Source organism: Akkermansiaceae bacterium (genome assembly GCA_024233115.1).
Taxonomy (GTDB): domain Bacteria; phylum Verrucomicrobiota; class Verrucomicrobiia; order Verrucomicrobiales; family Akkermansiaceae; genus Oceaniferula.
Genome location: JACKQB010000007.1, coordinates 37,856 through 52,890, shown reverse-complemented (window position 1 = coordinate 52,890; position 15,035 = coordinate 37,856). Strand labels below are relative to the sequence as shown.

The 15,035-nt window shown below is 55.7% G+C and carries 12 protein-coding genes, 1 tRNA gene and 1 other RNA gene; 6 read left to right on the top strand and 8 right to left on the bottom strand.

Annotated features, from left to right (window positions below; genetic code table 11):
* Window positions 1-149: 149 nt before the first annotated feature.
* Both H7A51_17860 and H7A51_17855 read right to left on the bottom strand, forming a co-directional pair.
* Window positions 150-1,511, bottom strand: a complete 1,362-nt coding sequence (locus H7A51_17860) for a transposase (protein MCP5538083.1) — start codon at window positions 1,509-1,511, stop codon at window positions 150-152.
* A 67-nt stretch (window positions 1,512-1,578) separates the two neighbouring features.
* A complete protein-coding gene (locus H7A51_17855) occupies window positions 1,579-3,765 on the bottom strand; it encodes a DUF87 domain-containing protein (protein ID MCP5538082.1) in 2,187 nt (728 codons plus the stop codon).
* Window positions 3,766-3,955: 190 nt separating this feature from the next.
* On the opposite strand from H7A51_17855, the gene H7A51_17850 reads away from it, so the two are divergent.
* Window positions 3,956-4,894: a LysM peptidoglycan-binding domain-containing protein gene (locus H7A51_17850; protein MCP5538081.1), complete on the top strand. Its 939-nt coding sequence runs from the start codon at window positions 3,956-3,958 to the stop codon at window positions 4,892-4,894.
* Between the two features lie 217 nt (window positions 4,895-5,111).
* Here the strand turns inward: H7A51_17850 and H7A51_17845 are convergent, their stop codons facing one another.
* From H7A51_17845 to H7A51_17830, 4 genes are all read right to left on the bottom strand, one after another.
* Window positions 5,112-5,774 (bottom strand): serine/threonine protein phosphatase, encoded by a 663-nt coding sequence (locus tag H7A51_17845; protein ID MCP5538080.1) that lies wholly within the window; start codon window positions 5,772-5,774, stop codon window positions 5,112-5,114.
* Between the two features lie 108 nt (window positions 5,775-5,882).
* Window positions 5,883-5,958, bottom strand: a tRNA-Phe gene (locus H7A51_17840).
* Window positions 5,959-6,197: 239 nt separating this feature from the next.
* A complete protein-coding gene (rpsU, locus tag H7A51_17835; protein ID MCP5538079.1) occupies window positions 6,198-6,422 on the bottom strand; it encodes a 30S ribosomal protein S21 in 225 nt (74 codons plus the stop codon).
* A 202-nt stretch (window positions 6,423-6,624) separates the two neighbouring features.
* Window positions 6,625-7,983 carry an LptF/LptG family permease gene (locus H7A51_17830; protein MCP5538078.1) on the bottom strand — a complete coding sequence of 453 codons (1,359 nt, stop codon included), beginning with the start codon at window positions 7,981-7,983 and terminating at the stop codon, window positions 6,625-6,627.
* 331 nt (window positions 7,984-8,314) lie between these two features.
* Between H7A51_17830 and H7A51_17825 the strand changes: the two genes are divergently transcribed.
* Both H7A51_17825 and mazG read left to right on the top strand, forming a co-directional pair.
* Complete coding sequence (locus H7A51_17825) at window positions 8,315-9,229, top strand: rhomboid family intramembrane serine protease (GenBank protein ID MCP5538077.1); 915 nt, start codon at window positions 8,315-8,317, stop codon at window positions 9,227-9,229.
* Between the two features lie 66 nt (window positions 9,230-9,295).
* Window positions 9,296-10,081 (top strand): nucleoside triphosphate pyrophosphohydrolase, encoded by a 786-nt coding sequence (mazG, locus tag H7A51_17820; GenBank protein ID MCP5538076.1) that lies wholly within the window; start codon window positions 9,296-9,298, stop codon window positions 10,079-10,081.
* 53 nt (window positions 10,082-10,134) lie between these two features.
* Here the strand turns inward: mazG and H7A51_17815 are convergent, their stop codons facing one another.
* Together H7A51_17815 and H7A51_17810 are read right to left on the bottom strand one after the other, a co-directional pair.
* Complete coding sequence (locus tag H7A51_17815) at window positions 10,135-10,401, bottom strand: DUF1844 domain-containing protein (GenBank protein MCP5538075.1); 267 nt, start codon at window positions 10,399-10,401, stop codon at window positions 10,135-10,137.
* Between the two features lie 95 nt (window positions 10,402-10,496).
* The gene (locus tag H7A51_17810; protein MCP5538074.1) at window positions 10,497-13,013 is read right to left on the bottom strand and encodes an insulinase family protein; all 2,517 of its coding nucleotides are present in this window, start codon (window positions 13,011-13,013) and stop codon (window positions 10,497-10,499) included.
* 133 nt (window positions 13,014-13,146) lie between these two features.
* Here H7A51_17810 and ssrS point away from each other — a divergent pair.
* The 3 genes from ssrS (at window position 13,147) to H7A51_17795 (ending at window position 14,988) form a co-directional block, all read left to right on the top strand.
* A non-coding RNA gene (ssrS, locus tag H7A51_17805) (6S RNA) lies at window positions 13,147-13,328 on the top strand.
* A 72-nt stretch (window positions 13,329-13,400) separates the two neighbouring features.
* Window positions 13,401-13,742, top strand: coding sequence for a hypothetical protein (locus H7A51_17800; protein MCP5538073.1), 342 nt, complete (start codon window positions 13,401-13,403; stop codon window positions 13,740-13,742).
* A 109-nt stretch (window positions 13,743-13,851) separates the two neighbouring features.
* Window positions 13,852-14,988 (top strand): homoserine O-acetyltransferase, encoded by a 1,137-nt coding sequence (locus tag H7A51_17795; protein ID MCP5538072.1) that lies wholly within the window; start codon window positions 13,852-13,854, stop codon window positions 14,986-14,988.
* Window positions 14,989-15,035: the final 47 nt, after the last annotated feature.

Below are 15,035 nucleotides of genomic sequence, written 5' to 3'. Positions count from 1 at the left end.
ATCGCTTACGGTGATGGAGCAACGATGTTCTGGCGTTTTTACCTGCTCATTCTCAGGCTGGATTGCTCCCAACTCCCAGTCGACGGCGTTGTCCTTCCTCCTCCCCGGCACGGGAGGTCTTCAACCGGAACTTTTTGCGCAAGGCGGCTTCAGGCCTTTGGATACATCAGCCGGTGATCCGGCATCCATTCCTCAAAGATCTGCCGCCAAGCTTTCATCCTCTCATGACAGATGTAAACCACCGCCTTGAGTTGGCGGGCATGACGCTTGATTTCCATGGGCAATAACAACAGCCGCTGCATCACCGTGCGCGGACGCTTGGCCAGGTCTTTTTCAGGCAACACCAACAGCTTGAGGGCCCCGAGGATGTTGTAGGCCAACGCCCCGAGGCTATACCATCCGTCGTTGGCGCTGAGACTGTGGCAGGGCGGCCTGTGAAGCCCTAGATCACTGAGCACTTCGCCAAAGCGGCGTTCACACTCACCCTTGAGCCGGTGACGTTCAAAGGCTGCCCTGGATTGGGCCGCTGTGTGACCCCGTCCTTCTTCAACTTCGACGAAGCAGTAGCTCCAGAACATGTCGTCTTCCCGTTTGTGACGCAGGGCCGCAAAGTTATGCGCTTGCCTACAGCCCGAGGGCTGGTGTCTTACCCAGCTGTAGGATACGAGATGTTTGATTCCTCCACGCCAGTGGGTAAGTTCGGACTCGCCCCAACTTTCCTCGGGAAGTCCTCCGGCCATGCGTTCCAGGGGACTTGTCCATTTGTTGTAGCTGATGCTGTGGCGGGTGAAGTGTTTGGCCGCGTGTTCAAGATCCTCCCCGTCACTGCTGCCGCTGTCGGCGTAGAGATAGTGTTTTCCTTTTTTACGCAGCTTACCGCTGTTAGCGCAGAACCTGCCGAAACACTCGCTTACTCCGCGCTGTCCCCCGAGTTCGCATTCGAGGATGAGAGGCCCGGCCCACAACGTCTGCCAACCAAGCGATACATCCCCCTTGTAGTTGATTGCGGCACCTTCAAATTTTTTACCGCTGACTTCGATCTGGGTATCATCGAAAAACCATTCGAGTTCGTTGCCACCGTAGCTGTATGTATTGGCCGGAGCCGTCTTGAGCACCCATGTGCAAAACCGGCGGTTGATCGCCTTGAGGGCATCAAGGCCCGCGGGGTCCAGAGCCCGGAGCCATTCGCCCAGGGCGCTCTGGTCGGGCAGTTTTTTTATTCCTAACAGCCTTAGCAGTGCCTTGTCTTCATTGAGAGCCTCCGCATCCGCCAGGCTGCTTCCTCCTGTGCAGAAGTTGTAGAGAAAGGTGCTGATGTAGACTTCGGGATCAAAGCCCCGGTTGCGGTTCTTGCGGTGCTCGAGCTGCGGGTAATCACTGATCCAGCCCATTAGTCCGCTTTGCCGGATCAAGCCGACAATGGCCAGTTGCCCTCCATGCACCGAGCATGATTCCGAGGTTCTTAGCTCCATTGCAAACTTGCGCGGCTTCAGGGAGTAGTGTCGTGACATGCCCCCTTATACACAATATCAGTCAAAGTTGCAAAATCACCTTCAGGGTGAATCATCCCCAGCGTCGCTAATGATTAGGGCTACTCACCGTGCTGGAGGACGAGCTGCGTCGGCCGCCCAGAAGTTTTCCTAACAGGCCACCGATGACTTTGGCGCCAATGTCCCAGGTGGCACTGCTGGCTTCGGCTTCCTCCTTGGCGAGGGTGTTTTCGGCTCGGTCGACCTGACTTTCCTTGGTTTTGATCTTGGCTTCATACTTGTCGCGAAGTTGTTCCACGGCTTCGTCCCTGACTTCACGAGCTTGCGTGGCGAGCCGACCGCGGAAGGCGCCTTCACTTTCGCCGAGCTGGGAATAGGTTTTGAAAAGTGGACAGTAGAAAATCTCCACCCGTTCATTGCGGTAGATGTAATCGGCGAAATCCTTTTCCACTTGTTTGTAGTTATCGGCATTCATGGCGAATCCTGGAAGCTCATCGAAGCCGCAGCCTTTGCGGGGTTCGTCTTTGAGTGACTTGATGGGATGGGTGCAGCCGGCGTCGTGGTTCCAATCGATTCCCTTGTCGGTGATCGCATTGGTAAAACGCATCAGACGTGAGCCGTCGATACCGCACTTGGTGGAGGAAAAATGCACGTTGGCTTCACGGATGAGAGCCGGCTTGTAGGTGATGCCGTCGGGTTCGCCAGCGAAGGGGACAAAGTACTCGGTGACACCGGAGCCGACGACCGGGCGTTCGCCCACCGTAGCCTGAGCGGCGGCACTTGGCATGGCCATCGGGTTGGACGACTGCGCGGCGGTGGCGGGACTTTCTTTTCCGGAGGGGAACCGGTCCCGTTTCGGGTCCATCAACTTCTTGATCTTGGAGCGGGTGAGGGGACCGCAGAGGTAGCTCATCACCCAGCGGACGTGGAAGACCACGGGGGCGTCCTCGTGCACGTTGTTCATCAGGAATACCCGCGCCCCCAGACCGGCGAGCAGCTCCTCCATGCGCTGGCGGTTGAATCCCCCCTCCTGGGATGCGGCGGCCCCTTCGAGGCCGTCCAGCACACGTGCCTTGTCGCGTTCGGTTTGCAGTCGGCCCAGCCACCATGTCCCGATGTTAGAGAGTGCCTTGTAATCGAGGTCCACCGGGTTTTGGGTGGCGAGCAAGCATCCAAGACCAAATGCGCGGCCTTGTTTGAGCATGGTCATCATTGGCTTTTTACTGGGTGGGTTCGCCGATGGCGGCAGGAAGCCGTAGATCTCATCCATGTAGAGCAAGGCCCGTAGGCTGGTGGTGCCGCTTTGCGTGCGCATCCATCCCAGCATCTGGTTGAGCAGCAGGCTGACAAAGAACATCCGCTCGGTGTCACTGAGGTGGGCGATGGAAAAAATGGACATCCGGGGTTTACCCTCGGGGCTATGCATCATGTGCGAGATATTGAGTGCCGGCCCTTCCATCCAGGTCGAGAAACCGGGGGAAGCCAAAAGCGAGTTGAATCTAAGCGCAAGTTTCTGGCGCTCCTTGGCGTCCATAAACGAATTAACATCGATGACACCCACTTTATCAAAAGGAGGTTTTTGCAAATGGCGAATCAGGGATTCCAGGGTGAGGTCCTGCCCGGCTCGCCAGCAGTGACCGAAAATGGTTCCCAGCAGAACCGCTTCAGGACTCTGAATGGGATCGGCATCGACACCGACAAGTGACAGCAGCGAGCTGACTGTACTCTCGATCCGGTCGCCGAGCAGCTCGCCGTCGTCGAGCACCTCAAACGGGGGGACTTCCAACGAGCTGAGAATGGAAACGGGAATACCGGCCTTGCTGCCTGGGGTGAAGATGTTGATATCGACCTTGTCGCGGAACTCTTTGACCCGGTCAGGGCTCTGGCCCCACGAGCCGATGCCCTCTTTCCACATGTTGGCGGTTTTTTCTGCAAACTCGTCGGGTGTTTTACCCTTTTTCGCAGCGTCGTCCTCGTTGATCCACGGGCGGAAATCGGAAGCTTTGAAATCGGGGAAGCTGAGCATCAGGTTGGCGATGTCGCCCTTGGGATCGATGATGATCGCCGGGATGTTGTCCATGGCGGCCTCTTCCAGGATGGAAAGGCAAAGTCCCGTCTTACCTGAGCCGGTCATCCCCAGCACCACTCCGTGAGTGACCAGATCCTTGGAGTCGTAGAGCACCAATTCGTCCTCAAGTTCGCTTTTTTTCAGGTCATAAGATCTTCCCAGATAGAAGGATCCCAGTTTCTCATAATCGCCCGCTTGGATGTTCATAACTGCATTTGAGGACGATTAGGGCGACTTGGAAAGTCACAATTGCGCCAATTCGGAAATAAATTTTATGGCCAAAACTTTCTCAAAACCCTATAAAACCTAGGAATGTAGCCCCGAACTTTTAAAATAGTTAAGATATCTTAAACTTTTACTTGTCAAACTAAAAGTTTTTAGAATAATAGACCTCGTTATGAAAACCATCGCCCTTACTTCCACTGTTTTCACTCTCGCCGCCGCCTCCCTTTTCGGCCAAAGCCAGAGTGACATCGAGACCCTCCGTGCCCGTGCTGATGCGCAGGAGCGTAAGATCACCCAGCTCGAGAAGGAGCTCAGCAAACTGAGAACCTATCATGCCGATGAGAAGGGTGCCCCGGCGGCCAGCTCTGCTTCTGCCCCGGGCAGCACCTCCGCCGCTGGCACGTATATAGTAAAAAAAGGTGATATCCTCACCCGTATTGCCTATCGTCACAAGACATCGGTAGCCGCGATTATGAAGGCAAACGGTCTGCGCAATGACCGGATCACCATTGGACAGAAGCTGCGCATTCCTGGTGCTGCTGCTGCCCCTGCTGCAAGCTCATCGGGTCGGACGGAAATGGCCCAAAAGCCGGCGCCAGCCCCGGCACCATCGAAGAGCGTTGGCACCCACACGGTAAAACGCGGGGAGACCTTCTACTCGATCGCCCGCCAATACAAGATAAGTGTCAAAAGCCTGGAGGCAGCCAACCCCAGGGTGCGCCCGACCAGTATGCATGTTGGCCAGAGTCTGGTTATTGACGGCAATGCCCGGCCGGTAGCGAGCAAGGGACCGGCTTCCTATACCCCGATTTCCAAATTGCCTGCGTCGAAGCCGAAGGCAAAGGCCCCAAGCAAAGCGGTTGCCGAGTATGTCGACCAGCCCAAGGCCAAGGAGGTCGTGCGTAATGCCCCCCAGGATCGAAAAACGACAGCCGCAGCCGGTTCTGAGCCGGCCATCCGCACCATTACCGTGCACCAGCAGATGACTTACGGCCAGTTCGCCAGCAAGTATGGCGCCAGCACCACCCAACTCAACGCGCTCAACGGCCTGAGCCTGAGCAAGAACACCATGCTGGCCAAGGGCTCCGAGCTCTACGTGCCACAATTCTAGAAACTATCTAGGGAAACCCCATCTGAACCATTTGTTAGCGACAGGAAAACGCAAACAATTCTCCCTCGGGAGAACATAACGACGAAAAAGGGCTGGGCGCCCGGTAGGCTAATACCGCCGGGCGTCCTTCCTTTTTTGTATTGGGGTTGACTATCGGGCTTTAACACCAACACGAGATCGCGTTGGTTTTACCGCGTGGTTGTCGAATGACAGCGGACTAAACAAGCTCATCGACGTGTAGTTCCCTCGTTTTTGCGTTCTGGCTGGTTTGCCAGATCTTTCCGGTATCGATGTCCAGAGCGGTTAGCCAGCCGCCGCCGTAGGCGCAGGTGTCGATGCAGATGGCGTATCCCAGGTCGGTGGGAAGGTCGCCCTGGATACTGTGGCCGCAGATGATTTTTTTTCCGGAAATGTGCGCCTTCTGGCAGTGGAAACGTTGGTAGTAGTAGGTCTCCCGGTTTTGTTGATCGACCGGTAAGTGGGCCTCCAGCCCGGCATGCACCAGGATATGGTGATCCAACTCATGGTAGAGTCCGGCCGACCTGATAAAGTTCCAATGGTCCTCAGGCACATCCCCAAAGCTTCCCCCGTAGGATTTCAAGGTGTCCATCCCGCCACAGATGCCGCTGAGAAAACGTTCACGATCACTGCGGGTCTCGAGTGCCCGGATCATCTGGATTTCATGGTTACCCATCAGGTGGATCAAGTTGTGCTTAGGCTGGAGTCCGAGCAGGGTGTCAATCACCGCTTTGGAGTCGGGGCCACGGTCGATGTAGTCACCAAGGGTGACAATGAGGTCGTCCTGATTCGGCTGGATCAAATCCAGCATCACCTCCAGCGCCCGATGGCAGCCGTGGATATCTCCGATGGCAATTCGCATAACGACCAGCAGGCTAGACTAAAAAGCGCAGGGCGTGAAGAGCAGGCATATAAAAACCGCTCTGATGAAAGAGCGGTGATTCGCGAGATGGAATGAGAACAGGTAAGGTGGTGGCTCCACTCGGGTTCGAACCAAGGACACGCGGATTTTCAATCCGCTGCTCTACCAACTGAGCTATGGAGCCTTACCTGTGTTGCACAGCATTTGATTGCGGTGCGGGAGGGGTTTAGTGTCGGATCGTCAGATTGACAATAGAAAAATGGTGGAAAATGGGAATTAAGTGAGGAGGTGGCTCGCCGGCGTCTACCGGTTCCCGCCCAGCTGTCGACATAAACCCCTGGCTGCTTTCCCCTGGCCTGGGACATAAAAAAAGACACGCCGCGAACGGAGTGTCTTTTGAAAATGGTCGTCAGTGGATAAACACTACGCGCTGGCCTCGTCGCCAGCGGGTTTGTCCCTTTGGAAACGCCAACGGATGGCGTGACGCTTGGCTGCGGAACGCTCTTTGCGTTGCTTGCGCTGGGTGACGGTCTCGAATGCACGGCGGCGGCGCATTTCCTCGAGGATGCCTTCGGTGTCGAGCATGGTCTTGAGGCGCTTGAGGGCGCGGTCAACGGGCTCACCTTTTTGGATATCGATGCCTCTCATAGATTGATTGGGTAGTGGTTTGGATGGTTGAAATGGTTTGAATCGAGGTTTTATCCGCGACGGGGGGCGGAAACTAGGGGGAGGAACCCGGCTGGTCAAGCTGAAAGACGGGAAATTTTTATCAGGTGCCGGGAGTCGGGGGGCGGGGGTTGATTAATCAGGATGTGCCTGACTCCTGCCCCCCGGCACCTGACTCCCGGCTTCATTCTCCCGATGGCAGGAGTTTTTTCAGGCTTTCGTAGATGGGGCGACCGGAAATCCGACGGTTAAAGAGGTAGAGTGCGATCAGGGCAAAGAGGATATTGGTTCCCCAGGCGGCTAAAATGGGTGGCAAATGGCCCGCTTCTCCAAAGGTCAGAAAGAAGCTGGAAGAGAACAGCATGCCCGCGCACAGGAACAGGGCGATGGAGACACCTCCACCCACACCCCGCCGACTGAACACAATCCCCAGTGGGGCGGCCAGCAAGATGGTGATCAGGCAGATCACGGGCTGGGCAATCCGATAGTGCCACTGGGTGAGGTAGGGAAGCCGGTTGGCCCATTCCACCCCTTCGTGGGCGCTCAGCCAGCTGTTGAGTTCCGGGATTCCCAAATGGCTCTGGTCGAGGCCGGGTTTGACGATTTGCCAGGGCGTCTCCTGCCAGCCGCGGGTGATCGACTCGGGGGTTTCGATCCTCTGCGGCACGGGTACCGACTGGAGGTCGATGAGCTGTACATCGGTAAAGGTCCAGTTTTTATGTTCCCTCGACCAGACGGCCGTCTTGGCTTCGAGTTTTTTGGTGGGGTGGTGACCATCGTTGAACGAGCGGACGGTGACGTTGCGAAGGGTTCCCGTTTGTTCAAACTTGTAGGGGAATGCGCCCACCAGCCAGACACGTTTGGATTCCTTGTCGCGGTAAAGTACGGAACGGGCGCGGTCGGCTTCACCATCCTTGGCGATATCGACGATGAGTTTTTTGTTTCCTTCCGCCCAAGGCCCCCAGTGGTAGTTGAAAATAAGGCAGATCACGGAGCAGAACACCCCGGTGACAAGAAGTGGCATCACGATTCTGAATACCCCGCGCCCGGTCTGGATCATCGCAACGATTTCCTGGTGCCTGGACATTTTACCGAGACAATACAGCAGGGCAAGCAGCAGCACATAAGGCAGGATGAAGACAAACATCGCCGGGATGAAGATACCGTAATAACTCCCCATCACCTTCAGGGGGTTGCTGGCCTGGTTGAAGTCCGAGATGTTGTTTTGCAGGTCGGTGAGTAACATCACCGCCATCAAACCACCCATACAGAGGGCGAAGGCCGAGAGAAACTGCCGGGCCATATAGCGGTCGAGGCTTCCCGAGGCCCTGTATAACCAGGCTGCCATGGCTGGCATCATACAGAGCAGGCCTAGCAGTAAGGGCCGTAGCTTGTGACCAATGATGTCGGTGTCGGGAAATCCGAGGATATGCTCGTCGACGGCAAGGGTTTCCCTGGGGATGATCCACGCGCACAGCAGCAAACCTAACAATGACATGACGATGGGCCACGCATAATGTTTCAGGGAGGAGCTGCCAAGCATGCGCGAATGATGCAGGAGCCGGAGTTAAGAGGCAAGTCGTAAGCTGCACGATGCCAAGGAAAATCGCAGTGCCGTCGGCTTGCGATTTCCCGGCTCCCGGCTCTAGCGGATTTCATGAGCCATGACCGGCCCGGTTTACTGGCCGGATTCCTTCATGGCTTCTGCCAACCTACGGCCAACGGTTGCTGTCTACAAGATGGAAGCTGCTTAAAAAAGGGAACAATGTTCAAGAATCGTCCGACAGTGCCTTGCGGGCACAGGGATGCCGTGTTATGGCTTGCCCCACGTCCATGATACCCATGATACGAACCGACAACAACCCAAGCAGCGTATGGGATTAGCCGACCGCCATTACCAACGAGTCCCCCCGCACCAGGCGTATGGTGGTGTACCCCGGCCGCCGTCCCGTCTCAGTGGGTGTCCGGTGGTCAAGTGGTTGCTGATATCCAACATCGCGATCTACCTCATCGAGATGCTGATCAACTCCGCGCCGGTACCGCTGCCTGGTTTCCCACGTGATCACGACTCCCTGATCTGGAACTGGGGGTATTTTAGTGTCGATGCGGCCATCTATAGTGGTCAGGTATGGCGATTCCTCACCTTCCAGTTTTTACATGGTGACGGCATGCATGTCCTGTTCAACATGATTGCACTGTTTTTCTTCGGCCCCTACGTGGAGCGCTGGTGGGGAAGCCGGAAATTCATCGTGTTTTACCTCGCGAGCGGTGTGGCCGGAGCCCTTCTTTACACCCTCCTCCTGGTGGCGCCCGGTATGATTCCCTCGGATGAGTCATGGCGGCAGATGATCGGCGCCTCCGCCGGGATTTACGCCATTCTGGTCGCAGTCGCCATCATCGCGCCCAATCTCAAGGTCCTGCTGTATTTCTTCATCCCCATGAGTATCCGGACCATGGCGATGATCGCCCTTGGTATCGCCGCCTACATGGCATTGACCAATGGTCATAACGCCGGCGGTGAAGCGGCCCACCTCGGTGGTGCCATCCTCGGATTCATCCTGATGAAAAAACCGGGCTGGTTGTCGTTCGTCAAGGACGGCCCGCTCCGGGCGAAAAAGCGACCGACGATCGATGCCACGATCGTCCGCGAGAAAAAGATCCGTCCGCGCATCGAGATCAATCTAGCCGACTCCGAAGTCGACCGCATCCTCGACAAAGTGACTAACGAAGGCCTGCAAAGCCTCACCGAGGCGGAAAAAGACGTCCTCAGGCGCCTGGCAGGCAAATAGGGTTGGATTCATGGCTTGCTTCTTGTTGCTGATCCCTTACTTCTCTCGGTCGTGAACGACCAGGAAATGATCGACTGCCCTGAGCAGGACCAACAACTCGCACGCCTCCGCGCCATTATGCATCGTCTGCGCGCACCCGGTGGCTGCCCATGGGATGCCGAGCAAACCCACGAGAGCCTGCTGCCGAACCTGATCGAGGAAACCTACGAGACAGTCGACGCCATCAAGCGTGGCGACTGGGAGCATCTCAAGGAAGAGCTTGGCGACCTATTACTTCAAGTCGTGTTTCACAGCGAACTCGCCGAGGAAGCCGGTCGATACAGTTTTGATGATGTAGCCCGCGGTATCAGTGACAAACTTGTTAGGAGACATCCGCATGTTTATAGCGACAGCTCGGTAGCGGATACGGACGGAGTTCTCAATCAGTGGGACGAAATCAAACGACAGGAAAAGGGCGACGAGGAAGAGCCCTACTTACACAACATCGGCAAGGGTTTACCCGCTATGCTGCGTGCGGCCAAGTTACAGAAAAAGGCGGCCAAAGTCGGTTTCGAATGGCCCGATGACCAAGGCGTGATCGATAAAATCCGCGAGGAACTCGCCGAAGTGGAGGCCGAGCTTGAGGCTGGCGACAAGGAGAAGCTCAGCGATGAGATAGGGGACCTTTTATACTCTGTCATCAACCTGGCCCGACGTCACCAAATTGATCCCGAAATAGCACTGGAATCGACCAATTTGAAATTCGAATCACGCTTCGCAGCCATGGACACCGCGCTGCAGGCGGCCGGCAAGGATCTCCATTCCGCGACCCTCGACGAGATGGAGGCCGAGTGGCAGTCCGCAAAGCCGTAGAATAACCGTTTACAGGAATGGGCAAAGAGTTTGAAAAGCACTTCTACGGTGAATTATCCTGGATCCTCCACATTGGCATACAGTGCGCGGATGTTGAGCAGGGCTTTTTCTAACAATGATGCCTCATCTCCGGTGAGGTTGCCGCGTGTTTTGACCGCGAGCATTTCGAGTGAATCCAGCACGGTGGCCGCGGCTTTGAGGTTCACACTTTTCTCACCTGTCGAAGGATGGGGCAGCTGCCCGAGAAACAACCCGGCGTTCTGTGCTTGCAGGTAAACGAAGTCATTGAAGCGAGGATCTGGCTTTGGAGCATCTGACATGGGTTTGGTATTTGGATTTAAAAAACTTCTTGGCCTTCGTAGCCTCCCCCTTCGCTAAAAGCTACGGAGGGACAAGCTGGCGTAGTAGGTGGAGTTTAAACCTCCGGCGTGACGGTGACAACCACAGGTTCGCTGCTGCCGAGGTATTTTTTGGCGGCGGCTTTGATGGCGTCGGAGGTGATGGCTTTGATTTTTTCCGGTGCCTGCAGATGATGGTCGGGATCAAATCCAAGCAGACAATCAATCGCGCTCAGTCGTGCTAACGAGCCGAGTTTTTGATTGGCAAGTGCGTGTGATGCTAGCCAGGTGGTTTTGACGCTTTCCAGGGTGTCTTCGGGGATACCATTCTCTGCGATGGTCTGGATTTCGGCTAACAGATTGACTTTGGCTAGATCAAGCTGCTCCGGTGAGGTGCCGAGATAGAAGGCAAACATACCTGTGTTTACTCCGTAAAACTGGGTGGCGGAAACATAATATGCAAGACCGAGTTCTTCGCGGATTTTGGTGAAAAGCGGACCAGCCATGTCCGAGCAGTAGTCGTTGATCAGTTCCAGGGCATAGGTGTCCTCGTCCGATGCTGAGGCCCCGATGTAGCCAACGGTGAGTACGGCTTGCTGTTTATCGAGATGAAGTAAATGGCTCGTCGGAGACGGGGTTTCCTGGGGGACGGTGGCAGTGCGCTCGCCTTGGGTTAGCGATCCAAAGTGCTGCTTGACCAGCTCGGCAGTCGCCTCTGGATCAATGTCGCCAAAAATAGCGATGACCGAGTTCCTGGCGGTGAAGTATTTCCGGTGATGGGCTATGAGGGCGCTGCGGTCGAGTGAGAGTAAGGATGCCTCCGTGCCTGAGGCGTTGAGACCGTATCCTTTTTCTCCGAAGAGTGAGGGACGGAGCTTTTTGAAAGCAACCGACATAGGGTCTTCGTCCTGTTCGCGAAGTCCGGCAATCATCGCGTCACGTTCACGTGCGAGAGCGTCGTCGGGCAGGGTCGGGTTCTGGAAAAGATCGGCGAGGATCTCCAGGGTCGCATCGAGATCCGGGCTGAGGCAGGAGGCGGAAGTCAGGTTGGTGTTATTGCCACAGCTCACCCCGAAGCGGGCGCCCATGCCATCCATGGTGGTTGCTATTTCCTCGGCACTGCGGGTGCTGGTTCCTTTGGGGATCAGCTTGGCTAACAGATTATTGATGCCATTGTTTTCCGGTGTTTCCGTGGGTAGTCCTGCGAGTGTGGCGATGGTGATGTAGGCGGTCGGGAGGCGTGAGTCACGCTGGGTGACAAGGGTCAGACCATTCTCTAGCAGATGGGTCTTCATCTCACCACGTGTGCTGTCTGAGGTGGCCAGGTAATCGTCTTCCTCACACCCTTCAGGGTCGAGCGAAGTCACGGTGAGTTTGGCGGGTACCAAATGGGTGCGGGCGGCACGCTGGATGTCCTCGCTGGTGACGCTGGCGAGCATTTCAATGTAATCGCGGGTGAAATCGAGATTGCGTGTCTCGTGCCAGTTGGACGCCAGATCGGATGCCCGGCCTGACGACGTTGCCAGGGTGCGGAGCTGGCTGACGAATACCATGCGGGTGGTTTTGGCGATCTCTTTGCTGAGGTCGTCTCTGGAGAGCTTTTCAATTTCAGCGAGGATGACTTGTTGCAGCTCATCCCGCTTGGCGTGGTCGGCAATGGCCTGGACGGCAAACAGGCCGGCCGACTCAGGACCGATCATACACCAGGAGCCGATGTGGTGGCAGAGTCCGCACTTCTCGCGGATGTTCTGGTAGAGACGGCTTGATCTGCCAGAGCCTAGAATCGTGGCCAGCAGATCCACCGCCGGAGCATCAGGATGTTCCAACGACGGCACCTGCCATGCCAGGGTGAGCTTGCTTGCGGAAACGGCGAACTGTTCCCTGCGGGACCGGCCACCGTATTGGGTGGGTTCCACCGGCACCGACACAGGGTGGGTAAAGCTGCGAGGTATATCAGAGGTGAGCTTCTCGAGGAAACCGAGCATTGCCACCTTGTTGAAATCGCCCGAAACACAGAGGAAGGTGTTTTCCGTGGTGTAACGTTCACGATGGTAGCGCAGCATGTCGTCATGGGTGAGTTGATTGAAGAGCTCCATGTGTCCGATCACCGGCTGTCGGCGAGCATCGTAGGCAAAGGCGGTGGAGTATAGAAGCTGGTTGTTTCTATCGTCCGGGTCGTCCATGCCCATATCGATCTCGCGTCGGATGACATCTTTTTCCTTTTCAAACTCCTCGGTGGGAAAGGTCGGTTTGAACACCATCTCGGTAAGTACTTTGAGAAAGGTCTCGGCGCTTTCAGCGGGGCCATCGATGTAGTAAACGGTGCGGCAGAAGGTGGTGTAGGCATTCCACTCTCCGCCGGCGGCCTGGACGGTGTCGGAGATCGCCTTGCCATCATAGCTTTTCGTACCTTTGAAAACCATGTGTTCAAGCATATGGGAGAGGCCGGAGCCGAGATGGGCGCCTTCGTGGATACTGCCGGTTTCCACCCAGGCCTGGGTGCTGATGACGGGAGCCGAGGCATCCGCGTCGAGGATGACGGTCAGGCCATTTTCGAGAATGTGAAGACTGGCGCGGGTGGCGGGGAACTGCATGGCGGGAACTTGTGCGCAGATGGGGGGCTTGTGCAAGTGTTGATTACTGCGGCTGGAGAACATACGGCAGCCACCACCGAGGAAAAGAAGACTCAAAATCAGGTTGCAAATCGCGATATTACACATAAGGTTCCAGAGTCTGCTGTGTGCGACCACTAATGGTAGTACGCCCGAACCGATAGACTATACCTGGGGGCGGCCCCTACGTGCCAATGTCATGCCTTTTCAGGAAGACAGCGGTGCGGAGGATGTCCCCAACCTATTGAGTGCACGGAATCGTGGCTCATACACCATGGACGGCACAGCGGATTCCTCTTTTCCCTTTTCTTCCCTCCCCCCTTTTTTCTTAATCCATACTCTGAATAGTAAAGAATCGATTTGATTGGAATGGCTAAAAAAGCGAAGAAATCGACACGGGGGAATCGTTATTCACCTCAGCAGAAGGCGGAGGTTCTGGCTTATGTCGATACCTTTAACGCCAACAAAGGCCGCGGGGGAGCTGCCGCCGCCTCGCGGAAATTCAAGGTCAGCCAGATCACCATCGGCCAGTGGCTTAAAAGAGCAGGGGAGCCGGCACCATCCGCCGTTGGAAAACAAGCGGCGCTTTCGCCCGCCGATTTCGCAAGAAAATTGGAAAGGCTGGCTGCCGTGCATGAGGGCATTGTCCGGAAAGAGGCAGAACTTGAGGCGTTGAAGTCCGAGTACGCTGCCATCAAACGGGGACTCTGATATTGGCAGACGTTTTTTGTCACAAAAAACGGTGTTATTCGTCGCCGATCTATGGACAATCCCCCCCGTGTCCGACGTAGCAAATAATACCACGGCCGATCCTGCGGCGATGGTGAAGACTGAAGTCGTAACACTTGATGGTGGAGCATTCACCCTCAAGTGTGGTGGCGTGTTACCTGAGGTGGAAGTGGCCTACCAGACCTGGGGGACCATGAACCGGGACAGGTCGAACGTGATTTTACTCTCGCACGCCTTGTCCGGCTCCCACCATGCCTGTGGCTATAATCCATCGCTTCCCGAGGCAGGGGAGTTATGGAAAGAGGAGCTTCACCGAGGCTGGTGGGATGATTTTATGGGGCCGGGCAAAGCCCTGGACACGGATCGCTTCTTCATCATTTGCGCCAACTATCTCGGCGGTTGTTATGGTACTACGGGCCCTAGATCGATGAACCCTGAGACTGGAAAACGGTATGGATCGAAGTTTCCCCAGATCTCGGTGGTCGATCAGGTCAAGATGCAGATCGCCTTGTTAGACAGGCTGGGCGTGGATGTGTTGCACGCGGCCGTAGGCCCATCAGTGGGTGGGTTGGTGACCCTGTCGTTTGCCACCCTCTACCCGGAACGGGTAAAAACGGTGATTCCCATTGCCAGTGGTATGAAAACCACGGTGCTGAACCGGCTGATATTATTTGAGCAAATCCTCGCCATCGAAAATGATCCGTATTTTAATGGTGGTGATTATTACGATGCCCCACATCCGGATTATGGTCTGGCTTTGGCCCGGATGATTTCCCACAAGACATTTGTGCACCTGGATGCGATTGAGAGCCGGGCGAGGGAGGAAGTGCGTCAGGACAACGAAACACTCGCGTGGTATCGAGTGCAGGACACGTTTCAAAGCTATATGCTGCATCAAGGTAAGAAATTTGTGAAACGCTTTGATGCCAATACCTACCTCCGCATCATTGATATGTGGTCAAGGTATGATGCCTGCCAGGAGGCTGGTGCGGAAAATCCATTGGAATTGTTCGGGAAGTGCGCAGACAACGGACATAAATTCCTCGTTTTCAGCATTGATTCTGACTTTTGTTTCTATCCTGAGGAGCAGGCCGAAATCGTCACAGGGCTCGAAGCCGCCAATGTGGATACCATGCATATCACCGTGCACTCGGATAAGGGGCATGATTCTTTTCTTCTCGAGCCGGCACTGTATACGCCGCACATTGCTTACGCGCTTTCGTCTTGAGGCATTTCGGCGGGTCATACCGTCGTGTGCGGGCGTGGAATTACGCT

What these genes read in the sequence shown, in the direction of transcription:
- H7A51_17800 (MCP5538073.1), top strand. Translation starts at nt 13,401, where the DNA reads ATGGCTAAAAAAGCGAAGAAATCGACACGGGGGAATCGTTATTCACCT.
- H7A51_17830 (MCP5538078.1), bottom strand. Translation starts at nt 7,983, where the DNA reads ATGCTTGGCAGCTCCTCCCTGAAACATTATGCGTGGCCCATCGTCATG.
- H7A51_17855 (MCP5538082.1), bottom strand. Translation starts at nt 3,765, where the DNA reads ATGAACATCCAAGCGGGCGATTATGAGAAACTGGGATCCTTCTATCTG.
- rpsU (MCP5538079.1), bottom strand. Translation starts at nt 6,422, where the DNA reads ATGAGAGGCATCGATATCCAAAAAGGTGAGCCCGTTGACCGCGCCCTC.
- H7A51_17795 (MCP5538072.1), top strand. Translation starts at nt 13,852, where the DNA reads ATGGTGAAGACTGAAGTCGTAACACTTGATGGTGGAGCATTCACCCTC.
- H7A51_17815 (MCP5538075.1), bottom strand. Translation starts at nt 10,401, where the DNA reads ATGTCAGATGCTCCAAAGCCAGATCCTCGCTTCAATGACTTCGTTTAC.
- H7A51_17825 (MCP5538077.1), top strand. Translation starts at nt 8,315, where the DNA reads ATGGGATTAGCCGACCGCCATTACCAACGAGTCCCCCCGCACCAGGCG.
- H7A51_17810 (MCP5538074.1), bottom strand. Translation starts at nt 13,013, where the DNA reads ATGCAGTTCCCCGCCACCCGCGCCAGTCTTCACATTCTCGAAAATGGC.
- mazG (MCP5538076.1), top strand. Translation starts at nt 9,296, where the DNA reads ATGATCGACTGCCCTGAGCAGGACCAACAACTCGCACGCCTCCGCGCC.
- H7A51_17850 (MCP5538081.1), top strand. Translation starts at nt 3,956, where the DNA reads ATGAAAACCATCGCCCTTACTTCCACTGTTTTCACTCTCGCCGCCGCC.
- H7A51_17860 (MCP5538083.1), bottom strand. Translation starts at nt 1,511, where the DNA reads ATGTCACGACACTACTCCCTGAAGCCGCGCAAGTTTGCAATGGAGCTA.
- H7A51_17845 (MCP5538080.1), bottom strand. Translation starts at nt 5,774, where the DNA reads ATGCGAATTGCCATCGGAGATATCCACGGCTGCCATCGGGCGCTGGAG.